The organism is Nocardia sp. CC227C (assembly GCF_030767025.1).
Classification (GTDB): domain Bacteria; phylum Actinomycetota; class Actinomycetes; order Mycobacteriales; family Mycobacteriaceae; genus Nocardia.
On sequence record NZ_JASITE010000007.1, the window covers coordinates 376,164 to 399,138 of the forward strand.

Annotated in this window: 21 protein-coding genes, 1 pseudogene and 1 riboswitch; of the genes and pseudogenes, 12 read left to right on the forward strand and 10 right to left on the reverse strand. The window is 68.5% G+C overall.

From position 1 onward, the window contains the following. Window positions 1–116 precede the first annotated feature (116 nt). The 5 genes from pruA to QMO76_RS17360 all read left to right on the forward strand — a co-directional run bounded on the left by pruA (window position 117) and on the right by QMO76_RS17360 (window position 5,886). Window positions 117–1,772, forward strand: a complete 1,656-nt coding sequence (pruA, locus tag QMO76_RS17340) for an L-glutamate gamma-semialdehyde dehydrogenase (RefSeq protein ID WP_306362335.1) — start codon at window positions 117–119, stop codon at window positions 1,770–1,772. Continuing rightward, window positions 1,769–2,734 carry a proline dehydrogenase family protein gene (locus tag QMO76_RS17345; RefSeq protein ID WP_306362336.1) on the forward strand — a complete coding sequence of 322 codons (966 nt, stop codon included), beginning with the start codon at window positions 1,769–1,771 and terminating at the stop codon, window positions 2,732–2,734. The genes pruA and QMO76_RS17345 overlap by 4 nt, the downstream gene beginning before the upstream one ends. 137 nt (window positions 2,735–2,871) lie before the next feature. Continuing rightward, window positions 2,872–2,959, forward strand: a riboswitch (glycine riboswitch). 134 nt (window positions 2,960–3,093) lie between these two features. After that, window positions 3,094–4,212: a glycine cleavage system aminomethyltransferase GcvT gene (gene gcvT / locus QMO76_RS17350; protein ID WP_306362337.1), complete on the forward strand. Its 1,119-nt coding sequence runs from the start codon at window positions 3,094–3,096 to the stop codon at window positions 4,210–4,212. Between the two features lie 15 nt (window positions 4,213–4,227). Next, window positions 4,228–4,599 carry a glycine cleavage system protein GcvH gene (gene gcvH, locus QMO76_RS17355; RefSeq protein WP_306362338.1) on the forward strand — a complete coding sequence of 124 codons (372 nt, stop codon included), beginning with the start codon at window positions 4,228–4,230 and terminating at the stop codon, window positions 4,597–4,599. 48 nt (window positions 4,600–4,647) lie between these two features. After that, a complete protein-coding gene (locus QMO76_RS17360; protein ID WP_306362339.1) occupies window positions 4,648–5,886 on the forward strand; it encodes a YhgE/Pip domain-containing protein in 1,239 nt (412 codons plus the stop codon). Between the two features lie 4 nt (window positions 5,887–5,890). On the opposite strand, the gene QMO76_RS17365 is transcribed toward QMO76_RS17360, so the two are convergent. Together QMO76_RS17365 and QMO76_RS17370 are read right to left on the reverse strand one after the other, a co-directional pair. Next, entirely contained in the window at window positions 5,891–6,826 is a 936-nt protein-coding gene (locus QMO76_RS17365) for a cutinase family protein (protein WP_306362340.1), read from the reverse strand. A 237-nt stretch (window positions 6,827–7,063) separates the two neighbouring features. Beyond that, complete coding sequence (locus QMO76_RS17370; RefSeq protein ID WP_306362341.1) at window positions 7,064–7,810, reverse strand: VOC family protein; 747 nt, start codon at window positions 7,808–7,810, stop codon at window positions 7,064–7,066. Between the two features lie 417 nt (window positions 7,811–8,227). Between QMO76_RS17370 and QMO76_RS17375 the strand changes: the two genes are divergently transcribed. After that, window positions 8,228–9,859 (forward strand): ABC-F family ATP-binding cassette domain-containing protein, encoded by a 1,632-nt coding sequence (locus QMO76_RS17375; RefSeq protein ID WP_306362342.1) that lies wholly within the window; start codon window positions 8,228–8,230, stop codon window positions 9,857–9,859. A gap of 81 nt (window positions 9,860–9,940) precedes the next feature. Further along, on the forward strand, window positions 9,941–10,192 hold the full coding sequence (locus QMO76_RS17380; RefSeq protein ID WP_306362343.1) for a helix-turn-helix domain-containing protein: 252 nt from the start codon (window positions 9,941–9,943) through the stop codon (window positions 10,190–10,192). A 63-nt stretch (window positions 10,193–10,255) separates the two neighbouring features. Here the strand turns inward: QMO76_RS17380 and QMO76_RS17385 are convergent, their stop codons facing one another. From QMO76_RS17385 to QMO76_RS35370, 4 genes are all read right to left on the reverse strand, one after another. Beyond that, window positions 10,256–11,218 (reverse strand): MvdC/MvdD family ATP grasp protein, encoded by a 963-nt coding sequence (locus tag QMO76_RS17385; protein ID WP_306362344.1) that lies wholly within the window; start codon window positions 11,216–11,218, stop codon window positions 10,256–10,258. 23 nt (window positions 11,219–11,241) lie between these two features. Beyond that, the gene (locus QMO76_RS17390) at window positions 11,242–11,727 is read right to left on the reverse strand and encodes a hypothetical protein (protein WP_306362345.1); all 486 of its coding nucleotides are present in this window, start codon (window positions 11,725–11,727) and stop codon (window positions 11,242–11,244) included. Between the two features lie 171 nt (window positions 11,728–11,898). Further along, window positions 11,899–12,315 (reverse strand): thioesterase family protein, encoded by a 417-nt coding sequence (locus QMO76_RS17395; RefSeq protein WP_306362346.1) that lies wholly within the window; start codon window positions 12,313–12,315, stop codon window positions 11,899–11,901. Between the two features lie 154 nt (window positions 12,316–12,469). Further along, window positions 12,470–12,640, reverse strand: a complete 171-nt coding sequence (locus QMO76_RS35370; RefSeq protein ID WP_372341994.1) for a hypothetical protein — start codon at window positions 12,638–12,640, stop codon at window positions 12,470–12,472. A gap of 170 nt (window positions 12,641–12,810) precedes the next feature. Between QMO76_RS35370 and QMO76_RS17405 the strand changes: the two genes are divergently transcribed. Continuing rightward, window positions 12,811–13,188: an MmcQ/YjbR family DNA-binding protein gene (locus tag QMO76_RS17405; RefSeq protein ID WP_306362348.1), complete on the forward strand. Its 378-nt coding sequence runs from the start codon at window positions 12,811–12,813 to the stop codon at window positions 13,186–13,188. 80 nt (window positions 13,189–13,268) lie between these two features. Here the strand turns inward: QMO76_RS17405 and QMO76_RS17410 are convergent, their stop codons facing one another. Then, the gene (locus QMO76_RS17410; protein ID WP_029925007.1) at window positions 13,269–13,835 is read right to left on the reverse strand and encodes a TetR/AcrR family transcriptional regulator; all 567 of its coding nucleotides are present in this window, start codon (window positions 13,833–13,835) and stop codon (window positions 13,269–13,271) included. A gap of 227 nt (window positions 13,836–14,062) precedes the next feature. Further along, on the reverse strand, window positions 14,063–16,861 hold the full coding sequence (gene acnA / locus QMO76_RS17415) for an aconitate hydratase AcnA (RefSeq protein ID WP_306362349.1): 2,799 nt from the start codon (window positions 16,859–16,861) through the stop codon (window positions 14,063–14,065). A gap of 213 nt (window positions 16,862–17,074) precedes the next feature. Between acnA and QMO76_RS17420 the strand changes: the two genes are divergently transcribed. Together QMO76_RS17420 and QMO76_RS17425 are read left to right on the forward strand one after the other, a co-directional pair. Continuing rightward, complete coding sequence (locus QMO76_RS17420) at window positions 17,075–17,626, forward strand: DUF6676 family protein (protein WP_306362350.1); 552 nt, start codon at window positions 17,075–17,077, stop codon at window positions 17,624–17,626. Between the two features lie 336 nt (window positions 17,627–17,962). Next, the gene (locus QMO76_RS17425; RefSeq protein WP_372341996.1) at window positions 17,963–19,378 is read left to right on the forward strand and encodes an NlpC/P60 family protein; all 1,416 of its coding nucleotides are present in this window, start codon (window positions 17,963–17,965) and stop codon (window positions 19,376–19,378) included. 46 nt (window positions 19,379–19,424) lie between these two features. On the opposite strand, the gene QMO76_RS17430 is transcribed toward QMO76_RS17425, so the two are convergent. Further along, window positions 19,425–19,841 carry a helix-turn-helix transcriptional regulator gene (locus tag QMO76_RS17430; RefSeq protein ID WP_306362352.1) on the reverse strand — a complete coding sequence of 139 codons (417 nt, stop codon included), beginning with the start codon at window positions 19,839–19,841 and terminating at the stop codon, window positions 19,425–19,427. Between the two features lie 85 nt (window positions 19,842–19,926). On the opposite strand from QMO76_RS17430, the gene QMO76_RS17435 reads away from it, so the two are divergent. Continuing rightward, window positions 19,927–20,808 carry an NAD(P)-dependent oxidoreductase gene (locus QMO76_RS17435; protein WP_306362353.1) on the forward strand — a complete coding sequence of 294 codons (882 nt, stop codon included), beginning with the start codon at window positions 19,927–19,929 and terminating at the stop codon, window positions 20,806–20,808. Between the two features lie 18 nt (window positions 20,809–20,826). Here QMO76_RS17435 and QMO76_RS17440 read toward each other — a convergent pair whose 3' ends face one another. Continuing rightward, on the reverse strand, window positions 20,827–21,825 hold the full coding sequence (locus QMO76_RS17440; protein ID WP_306362354.1) for a patatin-like phospholipase family protein: 999 nt from the start codon (window positions 21,823–21,825) through the stop codon (window positions 20,827–20,829). A gap of 47 nt (window positions 21,826–21,872) precedes the next feature. Here QMO76_RS17440 and QMO76_RS17445 point away from each other — a divergent pair. Beyond that, window positions 21,873–22,975: pseudogene (locus tag QMO76_RS17445) on the forward strand (Fe-S oxidoreductase); the annotation flags it as partial.

Sequence of the window (22,975 nt, forward strand, 5' to 3'; positions counted from 1 at the left end):
GCCATCCAGCGATAGTCGCATGCTCCCCTTCGTCATCGCATCGGATGAAATCCCGTGCGTGATTTCGTCCGATCGGCCAATCCCATCCGACCGCTTCTCGGGTTTATTGCTGGGGCATGGACGCGATCACCACGGTCCCCGCACCGACGAACGAACCGGTCAACCAGTACGCGCCGGGCAGTCCCGAGCGGGCCCGGCTGCGGGCCGCCCTCGGCACGCTGTCGGCCGACCCCATCGAGATTCACCAAGTGATCGGCGGTGTGCATGGCATCGGCGGCGGGGAGCGCATCGATGTCGTGCAACCGCACCGGCACGCCGCCGTGCTCGGCACCCTGAACACGGCCGCCGCGCCGGATGTGCGGGCCGCCGTCGACGCCGCGACCGCCGCCGCCCCCGCATGGCGGGAACTGCCCTTCGACGAACGCGCGGCGGTCTTCCTGCGCGCCGCCGACCTGCTGGCCGGGCCGTGGCGCGAAACCCTCGCCGCCGCGACCATGTTGGGCCAGTCCAAGACCGCGTACCAGGCCGAAATCGACGCGCCCTGCGAACTGGTGGACTTCTGGCGGTTCAATGTGCACTTCGCCCGCCAGATTCTGGCGCAGCAGCCGAATTCGTCACCGGGCGTGTGGAATCGGTCGGATCACCGGCCCCTCGAAGGGTTCGTCTACGCCGTGACGCCGTTCAATTTCACGGCCATCGCGGGCAATCTGCCGACCGCGCCCGCGCTCATGGGCAATACGGTGGTGTGGAAGCCGTCGGTTACGCAGGCCGTGGCGGCCTATCACACCATGCGCCTGCTCGAGGCCGCCGGACTGCCGCCGGGCGTGATCAATCTGGTGCACGGCCACGGCCCCGAGGTCTCGGAAGTGGCGCTGTACGATCCCCGGCTGGCGGGCATCCATTTCACCGGCTCGACCCGCACCTTCCAGCACCTGTGGCGCGAGGTCGGCGGTCGGATCGAGCGCTATCACGGCTATCCACGACTGGTCGGCGAGACCGGCGGCAAGGATTTCGTGCTCGCCCACCCCTCCGCCGATCCGGACGCCGTGATCACCGCGCTGATCCGCGGCGCGTACGAGTACCAGGGGCAGAAGTGCTCGGCCGCCTCGCGGGCCTTCGTCCCGCGCTCGCTGTGGACGCGCATCGGCGACGAGCTGATCGGCCGGATCGGGTCGCTGACCTACGGCGATATCACCGATTTCACGAATTTCGGTGGGGCCGTGATCGATCGGCGCGCCTTCGACCGCAATGCCGCCGCCATCGAGCGGGCCAAGGCCACCGCCGGACTGACCATCGCGGCGGGCGGCACCTACGACGACAGTGTCGGCTATTTCATCGCGCCGACCCTGCTGCTCGGTGACGATCCCGCCGACGCGGCCTTCGCCACCGAGTACTTCGGGCCGATTCTCGCCCTGCACGTCTACGACGACGGTCGCGCCGACGCCTTCGACGACGTGTTGCGGCTGGTCGACTCCGGTAGCGGCTACGCGCTCACCGGTGCGATCCTCGCCCAGGACCGGCAGGCCATCGACAAGGCAAGTGCGGCTTTGCGTTTCACGGCCGGGAACTTCTACGTCAACGACAAGCCGACCGGTGCCGTGGTGGGCCAGCAGCCGTTCGGCGGCGCACGCGCCTCGGGCACCAACGACAAGGCCGGATCGCCGCTGAATCTGCTGCGCTGGACCTCGCCGCGCTCGATCAAGGAAACCTTCGTCCCCGCCGTGACCCACGAGTATCCGCATCAGCGACCGGAATCCGAGGAGCGTCGATGAGCATCCCGCGCAATCCGCTGCGCCCCGCGCTACTGGCCGCCGCGCGTTCGGCGCGCCTCGAGAACGCCGTCACCCGCATGCCGGTGACCCGCGGCCTCGTCGACCGCTTCGTCGCGGGCGACACCACCGACGCCGTGCTCGCGGTGGTGCGCGAGCTGCGGCGGCGGCACCGCTCGGTCACCGTCGACTACCTCGGTGAGGACATCACCCGTCCGGAGCAGGCCGAGCAGGTGGTGTGGCAGTACCTGACGCTGTTGCGCGCCCTGGCGGAGTCCGAGGACGCCCACGACGATCGTCCCCAGCCGCTCGAGGTGTCGGTCAAACTCTCGGCCCTCGGCCGGTCGCTCCCCGGTACCGGCCACGACACCGCCCTCGCCCACGCGCGCACCATTGTCGAGGCCGCCGCCGCGCGGGGCATCTGGGTGACCTTCGACGCCGAGGACCACACCACCACCGATGCCACCCTGGCCATCGTGCGCGAGCTGCGCCGCGACCACCCGGACACCGTCGGCACCGTGCTCCAGGCGTACCTGCGCCGCACCGAAGCCGACTGCGAGGAATTCGCCGACTCGGGTGCGCGCATCCGGCTGTGCAAGGGCGCCTACGACGAACCCGCGACCGTCGCCCACCGCGGCCGCCGCGCCGTGGACGCCGCCTACCTGCGCTGCCTGCGAATCCTCATGGCGGGCAAGGGGTACCCCATGGTAGCCACCCACGACCCGGTCTTGATCGGATCGGCCGCACTGCTGGCAACCGGCGCGCGGCGGGGTACCGACGACTTCGAATACCAGATGCTCTACGGCGTGCGCGAGGACGAGCAGGCCCGGCTGACGGGGCTGGGACAGCGGCTGCGCGTGTACCTGCCCTTCGGCGACCAGTGGTACGCCTACTTCGTGCGGCGGCTGGCCGAGCGCCCCGCCAACCTCATGTTCTTCCTGCGGGCGACGGCCCCGCGGAGGTGAACCGACCCGGCGGTGCCGCGTGACCCGACGCCAAGACCGCCGCACCCGTCGGGATCGGCGACCGCGCGCGAGGCGCAGGATGCCTCGCGCGCGGTCTTCGCATATGCTGACCGCCACAACCGCATATCGGGCCGCGACGAGTCGTAGCGGGAGAGCCCCCGGCAGCGGGGCGCCGAAGGAGCAAACTCCCCGGAATCTCTCAGGTACAGGTACCGCATCGACCAGGCCACTCTGGAAAGCAGGCGCACCGAGCGCCTCACCCACGGTGCAAACCGCCTGCGGCGGTGAAGCTCTCAGGTCCCATGACAGAGGGGGAGTTCCGGACACCGGGCGCGTCCCGGTCGACTCGAGGACCTCCCATGACTGTCACTCGCGACGGCGTGCCCACCCGCACGTCGTCACCCTTGGAAGCCGTCCACACCGAGCACGGCGCCGTCTTCATCGACTTCGCCGGCTGGCGGATGCCCGTGCGCTACGGCAGCGAACTCGCCGAACACCGTGCGGTCCGGGAAGCGGCCGGGATCTTCGACCTCTCGCATATGGGCGACATCGAGGTGTCCGGGCCGGAGGCCGCGCGCATGCTGGACTTCGCCCTGGTCGGGCGGCTGTCGGCGGTGCCGGTCGGTCGCGCCCGCTACACCATGCTCTGCCACGACAACGGCGGCGTCCTCGACGATCTGGTGGTGTACCGGCTGGCCGAGGATCGGTTCCTGGTGGTCGCCAATGCCGCCAATGCCCAGATCGTCTACATTCTGCTGCGCGATCGGGCCCACGGCTTCGCGGTGGAGGTGGCGAACCGGTCGGACGATGTCGCCCTCATCGCGGTGCAGGGCCCGCGTGCGGCGGCGATCGTCGGCGCGGTGACCGACACCGATCCGAGCCCGCTGAAGTACTACGCGAGCATGCCCGCCCGGGTGGCCGGGATCGATGTGCTGCTGGCGCGCACCGGCTACACCGGCGAGGACGGATTCGAGGTGTACTGCGCGCCCGAGCGGGCGGCCGATATCTGGCGGGCGCTGAGTGCGGCCGGAGCGCCGCACGGCCTGCTGCCCGCGGGTCTGGCCTGCCGCGACACCTTGCGGTTGGAGGCGGGAATGCCGTTGTACGGCAACGAACTCCATGTCGGCGTCACCCCGTTCGACGTCGGTCTCGGGCGGGTCGTCAAGTTCGACAAGCCGGGTACCTTCGTCGGCCGTGCCGCCCTGGCCGCCCGGGAGCGGGCCGATGGCGGCCGAACACTGGTCGGGCTCACCGGATCCGGCCGCCGCGCCGGTCGCCACGGCTACGAGGTCTTCGCCGGGGACCGGGTGGTCGGCGTGGTCACCAGCGGAGCGCTCTCCCCGACCCTCGGCGTGCCGATCGCCATGGCCATGGTGGACAGCGACCGCGCGGCCCCCGGCACGGCATTGGCCATCGATGTGCGCGGACGCCGCGAACCGGTCGAGACCGCCGCCCTGCCCTTCTACTCCCGTTCCTGAAAGAGGTCGTCCACCATGGGTTTTCCCGAACATCTGAGCTACACCGAAGAACACGAGTGGCTGCACGTCGTCGACGGCACCGCCACCGTCGGCGTCACCGACTTCGCCGCCTCGTCACTCGGTGACGTGGTCTTCCTGCAACTGCCCGCCGTCGGCGACCGCGTCGAGCAGGGGGAGATCTGCGGCGAGATCGAATCCACCAAATCCGTCAGCGACCTGTACTCCCCGGTGACGGGTGAGGTGGTGGAGATCAATGCCGCCGTCGTCGACGATCCGGATACGGTCAACTCCGACCCGTACGGCGCGGGCTGGCTGTTCCGGGTGCGGGTCGAATCCACCGGTGCGCTGCTGGACGCCGCCGCCTACGCCGCCCTGACCGGCGACTGACGACCCGCCGCCAGCGTTCGCTCCGGGTGTGCTGCTAGCGTCGCCAGGGTGACGACCGACGAGCCGAATCCGGTCCCACCCGGTCGGGACCACAAGCTGTGGGCGGTTCCCCTGCTTGTCGCGATGGGGTTGCTGAGTTTGCTGGCGTTGTCGTATCTGGCCAGCATTCTCGATCCTCAGCGCAATCTCCACGATTTCCCGCTGCTGCTGGTGAACGAGGATCGAGGCGAGTACGGGGCGGCCGTGGCCGCTACGGTGACCGGCGGGCTGCGGGGTGATCAGGTCAGCCTGCGGGTGACCGACGCCGCGACCGCGGAGTCGGTGCTGTCGGCGGGAAAGGCGTACGCCGCCATCGTGATTCCCGCCGACTTCAGCAGTCGCGTGACCGCGCTCGAACAGCCGACCGGCGTGGGCGCGCCGCCGGTGGTCGAGGTCCGGACCAATCCGCGCACCGGTGCCACCGCGGTCTCGCTGGCCGTGCAACTGGTGAATCCGGTCCTCGAGCGCGCCAACCGCCAGCTCGGGGCCGATGTGCTCGACCGGGCGCGGGCGAACGGGGTGCCGCTGACCGATGCCGCCCTGATCACCCTCGCCGAACCGATCCGAGTGTCGGTGGTCGAGTTCCATCCGCTGCCCGCGGGCAGCGCCAACGGCATCTCGGCCTTCTACTACACACTGCTGGTGGTCTTCGCCGGATTCACCGGCAGCCTGCTCATCAACGGCGGCGTGGACGCGGCCGTGCAGCACGATACCGGGATCTCGCGCTGGCAGGTGCTGCTCTACAAGTGGGGGCTCGTGGCGGTGGTGGCGGTGGTGATGGCCGGTGTCTACCAGCTCATCGCCGCGGAGCTGGGCATGTCCATGGACCACCACCCGGCGCTCTACCTCTTCAGCGCCTATGCCTCGCTCGCCATCGGCATGACGGCCATGACCATCCTGACAATGGTGGCCACCGCCGCGACGGCACTGCGCCTGCCGGTGCTCAACACTCTCGGCATGCCGATCAATATGCTGCTCTTCCTCGCGCTGGGGCTGCCGTCGTCCGGTGGCATCGTGCCCATCGAGGCCACCCCGCTGGCCTACGGGGCGCTGTCGTGGTTCGAGCCGATGCATCAGGTCTACCTCGGCATCCGCTCGATCCTGTATTTCGACGCCCGTGCCGACGCGGGACTGACCCGCGCGGTGGGGATGTGCACGCTCGGCGTCGGCCTGGCGGTCGGGCTGGGCGTCCTGACCACCCTCGGCTACGACCGACTGCGGGCGCGCACATCCACCGGTGCGGCGTGAGCTCTCAGTCCGCCACGGCCACGTCGGCGAGCCAGTTGTGCAGCCAGTGCGTTGCGGTCGCACCGCTGCCGTCCACCACATAGCGCGGATAGGACTGGTGCACGCCGGAGAGCAGGAACTCCTGCACCTGGCGCACCCATTGCTCACCGGCCGGATCCTCGGCGGGTGCGGCCAGGATGGCGGTGCCGCCCGGGATCAGCGCCTCACCCAGAATCGACTGCAGCGTGTACGCGTAGTTGCCGACCTGCAGCGGATCCGGGGCCGACAGCTGGGTGGCGAATCCCGCGAAGCGTCCCGCGAGATCGTCATTCGGCACCGAACAGTACAGATCACCCTCCGCGCAGAAGGTGCGCACCTTGTCCGACAGCCAGCCGAAGCCGCCGATGCGCGCCCCGCCCGCACCCGCGCCCGGCACCGGCGGCCCGACCAGGGCGTCGGCGGGGGAGCGGCGCGGGTCGGACACCAGGCCGACCGCCGCGATCCGGTCCGGCGGCACCACACCGAGCCCGGTGCCGATCTCGGCCGCCAGATCACCCGCCGCGTCGGCGCCCTGGCTGTAGCCGATGAGCGCGAAACGCGTTGCGTCGCACCGGGCCGCGGTGGCGGAGATCAGCCCCCGCGCGGTGTCGACGGCCTCCTTCTTGGACCGGCCGTAGACCGCGCCCTCCCAGGGCAGGGCGGTGGCCGCGTAGGTCACGTAATCGGTGTGCACGTTGCCCGGCAACCCCTGGGTGACCTGCGCCAGCATGCCCTGACCGGGGTCCTCCTTGGAGGTCTCCCAGGTGCCGGGCACGGCGATCACATTGAGATCGGGGCAGGTGCTCGGTGCGGCGGCGGCCGGTGGCGCATCCGCGGCGTACAGCGCTGCGGACGCGGCCACCACGGTGGCCGCTGCCAGGCACAAGGCTGTCGAGGACGATCGGGTAGTTCGAAAAGACAAGGCGCACACTCCTTGTTCGGAACGTTCGGACTGACTCCTCGGATCGCGCGACAGCGCCGCGTTATCCACGTCCCGAGCTCCTAACCCGGTGTATCGGCCCGGTGGACGGCGGCGCTCCGGGCAGAAGATACCAAGAACCGGGTGGTCCGGTTGTCGTTTGAACCCTAGTGTCGGCGACCGATGCGCAAACAGTGTGCGATGGGCGGTGTTCGCCCGGAGATCCGCGGGGCGGTGGGACTAGCCCGTCGGGGGTTCGCCGACCGTGCGGGTGGTGTCGATGAGACCGAACACCTCGCCCTGCGGACCCTGGACGATGCCCATCCGCCCGAACGGGCTGTCCTCCGGTCCCATCAGCACGCTCGCACCGAGTTCTCGCGCTGTGTCGAGGCTGGTGTCGGTGTCGGCGGTCTGGAACCAGGTCAGCCAGTAGGACGGCGTCTCGCCGGGCATGGTTGTCGAGTCCATGAGTCCACCCGCATCGTCGGCGGAGCCCGGGGTGGAGAAGGTGGCGTAGCGGAACCGGTCGGTATCGCTCACGGACTTGTACGACCATCCGAAGACGCTCAGGTAGAACTGCTTCGCATCGTCGAATCGATTGGTGTGCAGTTCGTTCCAGCAGTACGCGCCCGGTTCGTCGAAGATCCCTGCCCCGGTGTGCGCCTTGGCCTGCCAGACCCCGAAGACGGCGCCGTCGGTGTCCGCGGCCACGCACATCCGCCCGACATCCATCACGTCGAACGGCGGTGCGTACACCGTGCCGCCCGCCGAGGTGACGGCCGCGGCGATGGCGTCCACGTCATCGGCGGCGAAGTAGGTGGTCCACACCGAGGGCATGGGGCCGTCGCCCATCTTCGGCCCGATTCCGGCGGCGGGGCGGCCGCCGCGCATCGCCATCAGATATCCGCCCGCCTCGGGCGGACTGTCGTGCACCTCCCAGCCCAGCAGGCGCGAATAGAACTCGCGCGCGGCGGTCGGGTCGTCCACCGAGCAATCGACCCAACACGGTGTGCCCTGCGGCCACGCGGAATCACGGGTGGGCATGATCGGACCTCCTGCAATCAGTTCGGCGAGACATTTGTCCGACTTTCAGCACATGGCCAGCTAACCACAGCGGCGTATCTATCGGGCGAAATCGCGGCGGATGGCGACGGGCGGTCGGGACGCGCACGACAGCGCGAAGCGCGATCGCGGCGGTGAGATGCGTCACTGTCGGACGCCGGAGGGCGCGCGCGGTGCGGCCGTCGCACGGAGCGCGCAGGTGAGCGGCGTGGGTGTCGGGTTGCGGGCGATACGCTCGATTCGGCCGAACCGGGGTGTCGGCGGTAAAATCGGTGGTTCTTGTGTGTCGAGGGGACGCACAATCGACACGTTCGACATCCGCCGCGTACCGAGGAGCCCCGTGTGATCACCGCGACCGATCTGGAGGTCCGGGCCGGAGTCCGCACCCTGCTGACCGCACCCGGGTCGGCACTGCGGGTGCAGGCCGGTGACCGGATCGGTCTCGTCGGGCGCAACGGCGCGGGCAAGACCACCACCCTGCGTATTCTCGCGGGCGAGGGGGAACCGTACGCGGGCAAGGTGATTCGCTCCGGAGAAATCGGCTATCTGCCGCAGGATCCGCGCGAGGGCGATCTCGACGTGCTGGCCAAGGACCGCGTGCTCTCGGCGCGCGGATTGGACAAGCTGCTGCGCGATATGGAGAAGCAGCAGGCGCTCATGGCCGAGGTGGTCGACGACGCCGAGCGGGAGAAGGCCATTCGCAAGTACGGCCGGCTGGAGGAGCGCTTCTCGGCCCTGGGCGGCTACGTCGCCGAGAGCGAGGCCGCGCGCATCTGCCACAGCCTGGGCCTGCCCGACCGGGTGCTGGCCCAGCCGCTGCGCACCCTATCCGGCGGTCAGCGCCGTCGAATCGAGTTGGCGCGCATCCTGTTCGCCGCCTCCGACGGCTCCGGCGGCAAATCCGACACCACGCTGCTGCTCGACGAGCCCACCAACCACCTCGACGCCGACTCCATCACTTGGCTGCGCGGCTTCCTGCAGAATCACGACGGCGGCCTCATCATCATCTCCCACGATGTGGAGTTGCTGGCCGATGTGGTGAACAAGGTGTGGTTCCTCGACGCCGTGCGCGGAGAGGCCGACATCTACAACATGGGCTGGAAGAAGTACCTCGACGCCCGAGCCACCGACGAGCAGCGCCGCCGCCGCGAACGCGCCAACGCCGAGAAGAAGGCGTCCGCGCTCAAGCAGCAGGCCGCCAAACTGGGGGCGAAGGCCACCAAAGCCGTTGCCGCGCAGAACATGATGAAGCGCGCCGAGCGAATGCTGGCCGAGGCGGACGAGATTCGCGTGGCCGACAAGGTGGCGCGCATCAAGTTCCCCGAACCCGCGGCCTGCGGCAAGACGCCGCTCATGGCCAAGAACCTGACCAAACTGTATGGCTCGCTCGAGATCTTCACCGGCGTGGACCTGGCCATCGACCGCGGCAGCCGGGTGGTGATCCTCGGCCTCAACGGTGCGGGTAAGACCACGCTGCTGCGGCTGCTCGCGGGCGTCGAGACCCCCACCGCGGGTGAGCTGGAACCCGGGCACGGCCTGAAGGTCGGATACTTCGCCCAGGAGCACGACACGCTGGACGATCGGGCCAGCGTCTGGGAGAACATCCGGCACGCCGCCCCCGATGCGGGTGAACAGGACCTGCGCGGCCTGCTGGGCGCGTTCATGTTCTCCGGCCCGCAGCTGGAGCAGCCCGCGGGCACGCTGTCCGGCGGTGAGAAGACCCGACTGGCGCTGGCCGGCCTGGTGTCCTCGGCGGCCAATGTGCTGCTGCTCGACGAGCCGACCAACAACCTCGACCCGGTCTCGCGCGAACAGGTGCTCGACGCGCTGCGCAGTTATGCGGGCGCGGTGGTGCTGGTGACCCACGACCCGGGCGCCGCCGAGGCCCTGAATCCCGAGCGTGTGATCATGCTTCCGGACGGCACCGAGGACCATTGGTCGCAGGATTATCTGGAACTCATTCAGCTGGCGTGATTCTCGTCACAAGAATCCGTTGATCACAGCTCTCCGAGTGTCTAGCCTGGAAAGAGGCTGCAGGGCGACTCGGAGGAAGCCATGAGTGACAGGCCCGCACAGGGTAAAGCCGGATTGGGTAAAGGCACGCGCGTCACCGGAAAGTCGCGAGATCGCCTGCAGACCCAGCTCAAGAAGCAGTACGAGGCGGGGGCGAGCATCCGCTCGCTGGCGCGAGAGACCGGGCGGTCGTACGGTTTCATCCACAACGTGCTCGTGGAGTCGCATGTGCAACTCCGCAGCCGGGGTGGGGCGAACCGGCGCAAGTCGAACGCCAAATCCGCCAGCAAGTAGGCGATTTCGCCGACGCGCGGCGCCACGGCCGGTGGTGTCGCGCGCCGGTGTCGCGCGTGCCGATCAGTCGTCGGCCACCGTGCCGTCGCCGAGTACCAGGAGATTGGCCAGGCTCCGGAAGATCGGTAGCCCGGTCTTGATCTCCAGGTACGCGAACTGGCCCTGCGGGTTGACCTCGAGGAAGTAGAACTCGCCGTCGAGGCCCACCCGCAGATCCAGCACGCCGAAACTGAGCCCCAGCGCGCCCATCAGGGTGGACAGCGATTTGCTCACCGATGCGGGCAGACGTTCCGGCGTGAAGGCGACCGAGGTGTCCAGGCGCGAATCGACCTGGCCCACACCGGATTGCGAGTCGATGCGCACCGCCCACTCCAGTCCGTCGATCCACACCACCCGCAGGTCGTACGCGGCGACGATGTAGTCCTGGAACGTGGTCGGGGAATGGCGGATCGAGGTCAGCCGCGTCAGCTCGCCCGGGGTGACCACGCGGGTCTCGGCGAACGGTCCGCGTCCGGTGCCGGTGCGCTTGTACACCACCGGGCCGGGGCGGGACGCGACGAAGGCGCGCGCCTCCTCGGCGTCATTGGTGACGAGGGTCTCCGGAATGACGAATCCGGCGCGGTAGGCCGTCTCCAGCTGCACGATCTTGCGGGTGGCGGTGCGGTCGGCCCCCGGATCGTTCACCCACAGCGCCGGAATGGACCAGAGCATGCCTTGCAGGAAACCGTCGCATTCGGCCTGCCGGTACTCGTCGTCGCCGTGTTGCGCGCTGCCGGGCACCAGGCAGGGGTGCGGGCGACGCCACCACACCGAGGCCACGTCATCGAGTCCGAGCACATGGGACAGACTGCGGGCGGTGCCGTCACGGGCAAGGCGGAAAGTCCCGTTCTCGCGCGGAAAGTCGCGCATATCGAGCCGAATCGGGGTGAGCCCGTGATGCTTTCGGAGTGTCACGGCGAGGGCGTCGCCATGGAGATCGTCGGATTCGGTCACGATGAGCACCGAACCCGCTGTGCGGGCTGTCATAACGGTGAGCCTCGATCGGCTCGTCAGTCGAGACTGTCGCAGGCCGCGCCGTCGTCGCTACCGGAATGCGAACGGGTCTGACAGCAGGTCATGGTCGCGCCGCCGATACCGGGGCCGATGGTGAGTTCCAGGCGGCGAGCCCAGTTCTCGGTGAGCCGCGCCAGTTCCTCGTCGCCGCGGGTGGGCGTTTGGTCCAGCGGCAGGGTCAGGGGGCGTTCGGTGAGCTCGATCCGTCGGCGCTGGGTGAAATCGGCGGTCGCGCCCGCGCGGACGCGCACCAGCACCGGGCGGGCGTCGCCGAGACGCGGACCCAGCGCGCCGAACTCGCAATCGGTCAGCGCCAGCACATCGGCCCAGCGGAAGGTCCAGGTGCCGTCGGTGACCCGCACGCGGATATGGCGTTCGGTGGCGTCGACGAGGTAGCCCGGTAGCGGTGGCGAGGCGGTAGCGGTGGGAGGGGCTGCGGTGCCCGGTGGCGCGGAAACGCGTGGACGAAGGGCGCCAGTCATACTGAACTCCGATCTGCTCGGGATTTGCTGTAGAGCCGAGCGTGATCCAGATCATATCCCGCGACATGGCCTGCTCGGTTCGCAACGAAAGATTTCAGGCATACCGGCAAACCCGTGCCGACACTGCGGAAACCGCTACCGCCGAAAGATTTTCGGTGTTCGCAATCGGGCTCAGAGACCCAGCGCGTCCGGGAACTCCGCGACCTCCCGCAGCGCGGCCGCGGGATCGGCGACGAGCTTGCGCAGCCGCAGGTCCATGATGCCGCACACCACGTCGATGGTGGCCGATACGGTCCCGTCCAGCTTGTGGATCTCCTGGTGCATGCGGAACGCCTTGCCGCCGCTCCAGCGGAATTCGCAGCTCACTGTCACTTCGTCGCCGAGATGCAGTTCGCGCTGGTACTTCAGCGTCTGTTCCAGCACCACGGGGCCGATCCCCGATCCGACCATCTTCTCGCCCGGAATACCGGCCGCCTTCATCAGCTCCCAGCGAGCGTGCTCGGCGTACTGCAGGTATACGGCCTGATTCAGGTGACCGTTGATGTCGAGTTCGTAACCGCGCACGGTGACGGGCACAGAGAAAGCCATAACCGGACAAACCCGCCCACGAGAGGCCGCATTCCCGGTGCCGCGGTGGTCTTCGGCACATCGGCGACCACCCGGCTACCACCGCGAACGCGAACGGGCGAATGCATTGCGCGAGGTTGGCGCGCCGCCCGATTCGCGTCGCGGCCTCGGCGTGTCAGCGGCGGTTGGCGGTGCGTTCGGCCCACCATTCGGGGGCGTCGACGAACCAGTTGTCGAACTCCTCCTGGGATGCCGCGAGGACCTGAAGTTCCCCGTCCGCCACGTAGAACAGCTCGTCGGACCGCGTGTGGTAGTGCGGTGCGGCGCCGTCCGCGCCCGGTGCCATGGTGACCTCGAGGGTGCTGGCGGCCCGGTTCGCCTCGGGTGCGTCGATGAGCAGGCGCAGGGTGACATCGGTGGTCCGGAGGGTCTCCGCGTCGGCGGGGTGGCGGACGGCGGCCGGTCGCTTCCCATTCGTCCAAGCCGCCGCCGGATCCGGGCCGCTATTCTCCGCTCATGAGCGAGCCACTGGAATCCCTGCGGGCGCTGTGCGTGGCGCTGCCGGAGGTGAGCGAGCGCGTCAGCCACGGCGAACCGTGCTGGTTCGTGCGCGGCAAGAAGCTGTTCGTGATGTTCGCCGACCACCATCACGACGATCGGCTCGGATTCTGGTGCGCCGCTCCGCCCGGCGTCCAGGAGGCGTTGACCGCGGCCGCGCCCGATCGCTACTTCCGCCCGCCCTACGTGGGGCACCGAGGTTGGCTCGGGGTGTATCTGGACGTGCCCGTGGATTGGGCCGAGGTCGCGGAGATCGTCGAGGACGCCTATCGCGCCGTCGCGCCGAAACGGCTGGTCGCGGAGTTGGACTCGAGGCGAGAGCCGGGCGCGGGGTAGGAGTTGGGCGCGGGTAGGAGTTGGGCTCGGGCTAGCGTCCGCCGCGCCGGTCGCGCGGCGGACCTGCGGGTTCGCGGCGGTCAGTTCTTGCGGCGGACCGACGCCTCCACCAGATCGAGTACGGCCGAGAGGTTGTCGCCGGCGTGGCCGGAGGCGATGCGGGCGATGAGACCGTCCAGCACCAGGTCGAGGTAGCCGAGCAGCACCTCGGTGGGCACGTCGTCGCGCAGCGCGCCTTCGGATTTGCGGCGTTCCAGGCGTGCGACGGTGGCGGCGGTGAGCTCCTCGGAGCGCTGCTCCCAGTGGCCTCGGAACTCGGGATCGTTGCGCAGGCGGCGCGCGATCTCCAAACGCGTTCCGAGCCAGTCGAAGTCCTCCGGATGGGCGAGCATGTCGCGCATCACCTGCACCAGGCCCTGAGTGGCGGCGACCTCGGCCATGCGGGCGGTGTCCTCCTGCGCGAGGGCGAGGAAGAGCGCGTCCTTGTCGCGGAAGTGGTGGAAGATCGCGCCTCGGGACAGGCCGGTCGCCTCTTCCAGGCGGCGCACGGTGGCACCCTCGTAGCCGTACTCGGCGAAGCATCGACGGGCGCCGTCGAGAATCTGGCCGCGCCGGGCGGCGAGGTGGTCGTCACTGACCTTGGGCATGGACTCCTCCGAAACCATCTGTGCGGGGCGCGTGCGCCGGAAGTGGCGCACACACCCCGCACGAGCGACGAGCGAAGCGACCCGGACAGGTCGCGCGGCAGGTGACGGCGTGACCCGCCACCTACCACCGATACCGGACGCGAGTCCCCGGCACGAATGCCGGGGAGTTCGCTATTCGGTTGTGCCGCAACAGGGCTCATCCCCGCACCGGCGGGGACGGCGGCGCATCAGCCGCGGATCATATTCCGCAGCACGTACTGCAGGATGCCGCCGTTGCGGTAGTAGTCCGCCTCACCGGGGGTGTCGATGCGGACGACCGCGTCGAAGACGACCTTCTCGCCGTTCTCCTTGGTGGCGGTCACCTTCATGGTCTTCGGAGTCACACCCTCGTTCAGCTTGGTGACGCCCTCGATATCGAAGGTCTCCGTGCCGTCCAGGCCCAGCGACTTGGCGCTCTCACCGGCCGGGAACTGCAGCGGAACCACGCCCATGCCGATGAGGTTGGAGCGGTGGATGCGCTCGAACGACTCGGTGATGACGGCCTTCACGCCCAGCAGGCGGGTGCCCTTCGCGGCCCAGTCGCGCGAGGAGCCGGAGCCGTACTCCTTGCCGCCCAGCACGACCAGCGGGATACCGGCCTTCTGGTAGTTCTGCGAGGCGTCGTAGATGAACGCCTGCGGGCCGCCCTCCTGGGTGAAGTCGCGGGTGTAACCACCCGAGACGTCGTCGAGCAGCTGGTTGCGCAGCCGGATGTTGGCGAAGGTGCCGCGGATCATGACCTCGTGGTTGCCGCGACGCGAGCCCAGGGAGTTGTAATCCTTGCGCTCCACGCCGTGCGAGTCGAGGTACTGGGCGGCCGGGGTGCCCGGCTTGATCGGACCGGCCGGGGAGATGTGGTCGGTGGTGACCGAATCGCCGAGCAGTGCCAGCACCCGCGCGCCCTTGATGTCCTCGACCGGGGCGGGCTCGAGCTCCATACCGTCGAAGTACGGGGCCTTGCGCACGTAGGTCGAGTTCTCGTCCCACTCGAAGGTGTCGCCCTCCGGGGTGCTCAGGTTCTGCCAGCGCTCGTCGCCCTTGAAGACGTCGGCGTAGGACTTGGTGAACATGTCGCGGTTGATCGCCGACTTGATGGTGTCGTCGATCTCCTGCGGCGACGGCCAGATGTCACGCAGGTAGACGTCGTTGCCGTCGTTGTCCTTGCCCAGCGAGTCGTGCTCGAAGTCGAAGTCCATGGTGCCCGCGAGCGCGTACGCGATGACCAGCGGCGGCGAGGCCAGGTAGTTCATCTTCACGTCGGGGGAGATGCGGCCCTCGAAGTTGCGGTTGCCCGACAGCACGGCGGTGACCGACAGGTCGTTGTCGTTGATCGCCTTGGAGATCTCCTCCGGCAGCGGGCCGGTGTTGCCGATGCAGGTGGTGCAACCGAAGCCGCCCACGTAGAAGCCGAGCTTCTCGAGGTACGGCCACAGACCGGCCTTCTCGTAGTAGTCGGCGACGACCTGCGAGCCCGGGGCCATATTGGTCTTGACCCACGGCTTGGAGGACAGGCCCTTCTCCACCGCGTTGCGGGCCAGCAGGGCGGCGCCCAGCATGACCGACGGGTTGGAGGTGTTGGTGCAGGAGGTGATGCCCGCGACCACGACCGCGCCGTGATCGAGCACGAAGTCACCGCGCTCCGGATCGGAGACCTTGACCGGCTTGGTGGGACGGCCCTCGGACCCGTTGGCGGCGGTCGGCAGCACCGCGTCGTCCTCGGCGAAGGACAGCACGGCCGGATCGCTGGCCGGGAAGGACTCCTCGACGGCCTCGTCCAGCTGGGTGTGCGGGGTGGTGTCGCCCTCGGTGACGTAGTTGTAGATGTCCTTGCGGAAGGCGATCTTGCTCTCCGACAGCAGGATGCGGTCCTGCGGGCGCTTCGGACCGGCGATGGACGGCACCACGGTGCTCAGGTCCAGCTCCAGGTACTCCGAGTAGGCGGGCTCGTGGTCCGGGTCGTGCCACATGCCCTGTTCCTTGGCGTACGCCTCGACGAGCGCGAGCTGCTCGTCGGTGCGGCCGGTCAGGCGCAGGTAGTTGATGGTCTCCGCGTCGATCGGGAAGATGGCGGCGGTGGAACCGAACTCGGGGCTCATATTGCCCAGGGTGGCGCGGTTGGCGAGCGGCACCTCGGCGACGCCCTTGCCGTAGAACTCGACGAACTTGCCGACCACACCGTGCTTGCGCAGCATGTCGGTGACGGTGAGCACGACGTCGGTGGCGGTCACGCCGGGCTGGATCTCACCGGTCAGCTTGAAGCCGACGACGCGCGGGATCAGCATGGAGACCGGCTGGCCGAGCATGGCGGCCTCGGCCTCGATGCCGCCGACGCCCCAGCCCAGCACACCCAGGCCGTTGACCATGGTGGTGTGCGAGTCGGTGCCGACGCAGGTGTCCGGGTAGGCCTGGCCGTTGCGGACCATGACGGTCGGGGCCAGGTACTCGATGTTGACCTGGTGCACGATGCCCATGCCGGGCGGGACGACGCGGAAGTCGTCGAAGGCGCCCTGGCCCCAGCGCAGGAACTGGTACCGCTCGGAGTTGCGCTGGTACTCCAGGTCGACGTTGCGCTCGAGGGCGTCGGCGCGGCCGAAGACGTCGAGGATGACCGAGTGGTCGATGACCATGTCGGCGGGGGAGAGCGGGTTCACCTTGTTCGGGTCGCCGCCCAGGGCGGTGACGGCCTCACGCATGGTGGCGAGGTCGACGACACACGGCACGCCGGTGAAGTCCTGCATGATCACGCGGGCCGGGGTGAACTGGATCTCGGTGTCGGGGTCCGCGCTCGGATCCCAGTTGGCGATGGCGCGGATGTGGTCGGCGGTGATGTTGGCGCCATCCTCGGTGCGGAGGAGGTTCTCCGCGAGGACCTTCAGTGCGTAGGGCAGCTTCTCGGTGCCGGGCACGGCCGAGAGACGGAAGATCTCGTAGGAGTTGCTTCCGACCTCTAGGGTGCCCTTGGCGCCGAAAGTATCGATACTCGTCACGTTTCAGCTCCACTCGTCTGTGAATGGGGGCCACCGGCGGGGCTGTGCCGATGGCTCGTCGAGGCGCGCGGCCTCGTCCGGGTGCAACCCTAACAGTACGCTTGTCCTGTGAACGCGCGGGGGAGGGGTCCCGGGCGCATTCGGACCGATGTGGCCGGCCGGTCGGCGCGCCGTGGTGAGGTGATGTGACAACCGGTCCCGTACTCTGCACCCGTGACCGTCTCGTACACCCAGGCTTTCACCCCTGCGCTCGCCGAGCTACCGCCGGACACCGATCTGGATGCCATTCTCCGCGATCTCGCCGACAACCACGTCGCCGCACCCGAGGGACGGAAGCAGGACGGCCTCGCCGATATCGCCGCCGATGCTCGTGAACACGGCATCGACCTGAACATTGTCGTCATACCCGGCAATCCGGGTATCGAAGCCAAGCTCCGCGATCTGGCTACCGAGGTGGGCAAGCAGGAACAGGGCACCGTGGTCGTCTTCAGCGACGACTGGGTGGGTACCTGGAGCGACACCTACAGCCGCGCGCGGTTGGAATGGGCCGAGGACAAGGCGAAATACCGCGGACCGGCGCACACCGAGGAAGCGGCGCGTATCTTCGTGGACCGCATGAAGTCCGAAGAGGGTCTGTCATGGACCCTGATCACGGCCGTGCTGGTGGCCGGTCTGGTGGCGATCATCGCCGGGCTGTACGTGGTGAAGTCACGACGCGCGGCGGGGGCGTCCGGCACCGCGAAGGACCGCGACCCGGTCGCCTGATCTCTCCGAAATCCGGTGCGCTCTCGCATCCGGTTCTCGTTCACTCGTTGGTTGCCAGCGGCCGGGTGCTGACCGGCCGCGAGAGTGCTGTCCCCGATGCCTGACGCGTCATATGGATCGGGTTAATAACCGGCAACGAGTGAATTGAATGTTGGTCATTGTGGCGTGCCTCCCCGATCTCGGTGCGCGGGTGTCGTAGCGTGGCGCCACGCCACTCCTGGGGAAGAAGTGTCGTGCGGGCCTCGGGAGTCCGGTGTTTCGGATGGTGTGGTTGAGGTCCATGGGGCAGTTGTTCGCTCCCTTTCCCCGGGGCCGAGCGGGATCCAGGGAGGTGCGATGCGACTACCGGCGACGTGGCGGGGACGCCCGGTACGGGTCGCTGCGGGATTGCTAGTCGTGGCAACGGTTTTCGCGGTGGGCGTGAATACGGGCCACGCGGTGCCGCCACCCCCGCCCAATCCGAGCGACAGCGAGATCGCCGACGCGGGCGCGCAGGTCGATGCCGGGGTCGGCGAGGTGGGCGCCCTGATCAACCAGGTCGCCTCGATCGAACAGCAGCTGCGCCATCTCGACGACGCGGTGGCCGCGCGCCGCGAGGCGGTCAACAAGGCGCTGGTGGATCTGCAGCGGGCACGCGCCGCCGCCGATGCCGCCGCCCAGGCCGTCGTGACGAGCAAGCAGGAGCTTTCCGACGCGGGTGCCCGCGTCGACGCCGCGCATCGCGAGTTCAACAAGTTCGTCGCCCAGATCTACATGCGCCCCGGCTCCACCTCGCTGGTGACGTACCTGTCCGCGCCCGATCCGGAGACCGCGCTGGCGCGCGCCCAGGTGCTGACCATCGCCTCGAAGAATCAGCGGCAGGTGGTGGACGGGCTGCGGCGCGCCCAAGTGGATCAGGCCAACAAGAATGCCGAGGCGCGCCGCGCCCAGCAGATCGCCGACGCCGCCGCGGCCGATGCCGAACGCAAGAAGGTGGAGGCGGAGAACGCGGTGGCCGCCGCCCAGGCCGAGCTGAACCAGCAGACGGCCGTCCGCAACGGCCTGGTGGCGCAACGGGACTCGGCGCAGCAGCGGCTCAACGAGGCCCGTGCCCGGGTGGATGGTCTGCAAAGCCAGCGCGACGCCTTCATCGCCTGGGATCAGCAGCGTCAGGCCGAGGAAGCCGCGAACCGCGCGGCCGCCGCGGCCGCCGCCGCCCGGGTCGCGGCCGATCGCGCCGCCGCCGAACGCGCCGCCGGCGCCGCCGCCACCCACCGCCCGCACACCCAACTCGGCGATTCCCCACCCCCGCAGCGTTCCGGCACGCTCCCCGGCATCCCCTCCGGCAGCCGCGCCGAACTCATCGAAACGGTCGTCGACCGCGCCATGTCGCAGCTCGGCGTCGACTACGCCTGGGGCGGCGGCAACGAGAACGGCCCCACCCTCGGCATCCGCGACGGCGGCGTGGCCGACAGCTACGGCGACTACAACAAGGTCGGCTTCGACTGCTCCGGCCTCATGATCTACGCCTTCGCGGGCGTCGGCGTCTCCCTCCCGCACTACAGCGGCTACCAGTACAACATGGGCACCCGCGTGGACGTCTCCGCCCGAGAACGCGGCGACATGCTCTTCTGGGGCCCCGGCGGCAGCCAACACGTGGCCCTCTACCTCGGCGGCGGCAAAATGGTCGAAGCACCACAATCCGGTGACGTCGTCCGCGTCTCCCCGGTCCGCGAGGACGGCATCATGCCCTACGCGGTGCGGATCGTCTGAACGCGAATCGCGCACGAACCGCCCGGCGCGTCGCGCCGATCCCGTGTCACGGTTGGGGTAGGGGGCGCGCGTCCACCGGTCGCTTCAACGCGGTGAGCAACTTCGCGCGGTCCGCGGGGGAACCGTCCCACCGTTCGTCGTCCTCGATCATGTCGACGAGGCCGCGGAACACGACATCCAGCAGCCCGGGGAACCGGGCCTGCAAATCCTGGTAGCGCAGGCGTATCAGCCTGGTGCGGCCGCTGACGGTCGTTCTGGTGATTCCCGCTTCCCGCAATACGCGGTAGTGGTGCGACAGCGTGGATTTGTGCAGCTCGATGCTCTGGCTGAGCTCACCGCAGTTCTCGCCCTCGTCGCAGGCGAGGCAGGCCACCAACTGGAGGCGGACCGGATCGGACAGTGCGTGCATGACCGCCGCCAGCTCGAGGTCGGCGGTTTCCGGGTGTGGCAGTTCCGCGGGCACCTACTCACCTCCTCCAGCCCTTGACAGTTTGACGATCATACAACAATTATTGTTGGACAAATCTCAAACAATGTGGAGGTATCGGATGTCCGAAGAATCGCGCACGCCCGTCACGGTGCTGGGGCTCGGGCCGATGGGATCGGCGATCGCCAAGGCGTTCTTGGCGGCGGGATATCCGACGACCGTATGGAATCGGACCGAGACGAAGGCCGAGGCCCTGGTCGGCCTCGGAGCGACACGTGGATCGTCGGTGGTCGAGGCGGTCGCGGCCGCTCCGCTGGTCGTGGTGTCGCTGCTCAATGATGCGGCGGTGGCGGAGACGTTGAGCACCGTGGGCCCGGCGCTGCGCGGACGGGTCCTGGTGAACCTGACGTCCTCGACCCCCGAGCAGTCGCGAACGCGTGCTCGATGGGCCACGGACCACGGCGCCGATTACGTGGATGGTGCTGTCATGGCGGTTCCGCACGGCATCGGGACGGCGGAAGCGCTCATGCTGTACTCGGGCTCCGAAATTGGCTATCGGACAGCCGAACCGGCACTGAAGGTACTCGCCGGACAGGGGTCGTATCTGGGCGCGGACTTCGGTCGCGCCGCCGCGTTCGACGCCGCATTGGTGTCGGTGTTCTGGCTCTCGTTCTTCGGTGTGTCACTCGGCATCTCACTCGCTGAGGCCGAGGGGATCAAGGGCGGCGAACTCGTCCCGTTCGTGCCCGCCGTGGTCGATCTGCTCCTGGAGATGATGGCGCACACCGCCGAACAGGTCGACGCCGGTCACTATCCCGGCCATGACACCACCATCGCATCAGCGTCCGAAGCATTCGCCTCGCTCCGCGGCGTGATCGCACGCCACGGAATCGACACCGGCATAGTCGATGCCGCGAACACCGTACTCCGACGCGCGTTGAATGCGGGCCACGGGGCTGACGGCCTCGCCCGAATCGTCCCGACACTCTCCGGAGGGCACTAGCGACAAGCAGGGGTTATATCAACGCCTCGGCGTCGGCCAGCCCGCGTCCAGCAGAAGCTGTGCCAGCGACTCCGCTCGGCGTACTCCGTGACGGAAGGCTTCGGGCCAACTCGCGAGCGGATCGGCGGCGTAGGCCTTCGACACGTCGATCATGTCCGCGTCGGGACCGAACTGAACGACCGTGCCGGACGTGTCGGTGAGTTCGGTGCGAAGCCGGTCGCGTGAAACCATGTGTGCCAATGGCTCGATGACCACGAGTAGGTCGGAACCCGCTGCGACGTCGGCATTGGTCGTCGACCAGACACCGCCGTCGATGTAGTAGCGGTCGGCGACGACGACCGGCGGAAAGGCGCCGGGAAGCGCGCGGCTGGCGGATACCGCCGTCGCCAGTGGCACCCCGCTTCCGTTGTCCCAGACCCGGCGCTCCCCGCTCTCGGCGTCGACAACGACGACCCGCAGCCGCTCGGGCCAGTCGCTGCCGCCGACCAGCCACTCCATCGGTTCGAGATGCTCCGGCTGCGCGGGTTCCTCGGCCATCGCGAGCTGACCCACCTTGCGCCGCGCCACATCCCGATCGAGGCTCGGGTCGAACAGCAGGGAAAACACCGACCCGAGCAGTTCGGGCTTCATCCTCGGCCGCGACTCCACGCCGGGACGGCCCTGGTGGTCGGCGAAGGAATCGAGATCGCGGCCGGTCGACAGCGCCGCACCGACGATCGCGCCCGCGGAGGTTCCGACAATCGACCCGGCCGAACCCAGATCGATTCCTCGGCGGCGCAACTCGGCGGCCAGCCCGGTCATCCACGCGGTCCCGGGGACTCCACCGCCGCCCAACACCACCGACCGTCGAACAGTCCCCCCGGGCTTTCGATCAAGACCACTGTCCATGTGGCACATCGTATCCACGGTGATCGTGTGTCGCAGGACGATGCCGGGTGCGGCGGGGAGCGGCACTTCCCCTGCCGCCGATTCGATGATAGTTTGCACTCCAAGACATAAGTTACTGATCAGTAACATGACTGTTGTTGCTGTTCAATGCATTTCAGACCGGGGGGGTCAGCGCTGTGAGTGCCGCGACGATCGCATTGGGAACCATCGGTGCCGTCATCACCGTGATCTGCTGGGTGACCCTGTCCGCCGGATTTGCGCGGATGATTCGCGTCCTCCGTGCGGGGCAACCGGATCGGACTCGGTGGCGTCCGTTTCTGCCGCGCCTGCGGGCCGTCGTCACCGAGGTGGTCGCGCACACGCGGATGAACGAGTTCCGGTCCGTCGGTTGGGCGCACTGGCTGGTGATGGTGGGCTTCCTGCTCGGGATGGTCTTCTACTTCGAGTCCTACGGGCAGACCTTCGATCCCGAATTCGGCTGGCCGGTCATCGGCGATACCGACGGTTACCACCTGATGGAGGAAATCCTCGGTGTCGGAACAGTTCTCGGCATCGTGGCGCTGATCGTCATTCGCCAGTTGAATCATCCGCGCCGTCCTGAGCGGCTGTCGCGATTCAGCGGATCCGACTTCGGTGCCGCGTACTCCATCGAGGCGATCGTGCTCACCCACGGACTCGGCGATGTACTGGTCAAGGCCGGGAAGATCGCCACGTACGGCGGCGGGCACGTCTCGACCGATCCGATCACCATGCAGGTCGCCCGGCTGCTTCCGGCCAGTCCGCTGCTGGTCTCGGTCTTCGCTTTCGTCAAAATGCTCGCGGGCGCGGCCTTCCTGTATCTGATCGGCCGCCACCTCACCTGGGGCGTTGCCTGGCACCGCATTTCGGCCTTCGCCAATATCTATTTCAAGCGTGAAGGCGATGGCGACGTCGCCTTGGGCGCGGCCAAGCCCATGATGTCCGCCGGCAAGGTCCTGGATATGGCAACCGCCGATCCCGATATCGACACCTTCGGTGCGGGGCGGATCGAGGATTTCACCTGGAAGGCGCTACTCGACTTCACCACCTGTACCGAATGCGGTCGCTGCCAATCCCAGTGCCCGGCCTGGAACACCGGCAAGCCTCTCTCCCCCAAGCTATTGGTCATGTCGCTGCGCGATCATGTCTATGCCAAGGCGCCCTACCTGCTGGCCGGTGCCGACGCGGCCGCGCTGTCCGAGGAGCATCGTGCGGAAGCCGAACGCCCGCTGGTCGCGCCGTCACAGGGCGCCGTCTCCGG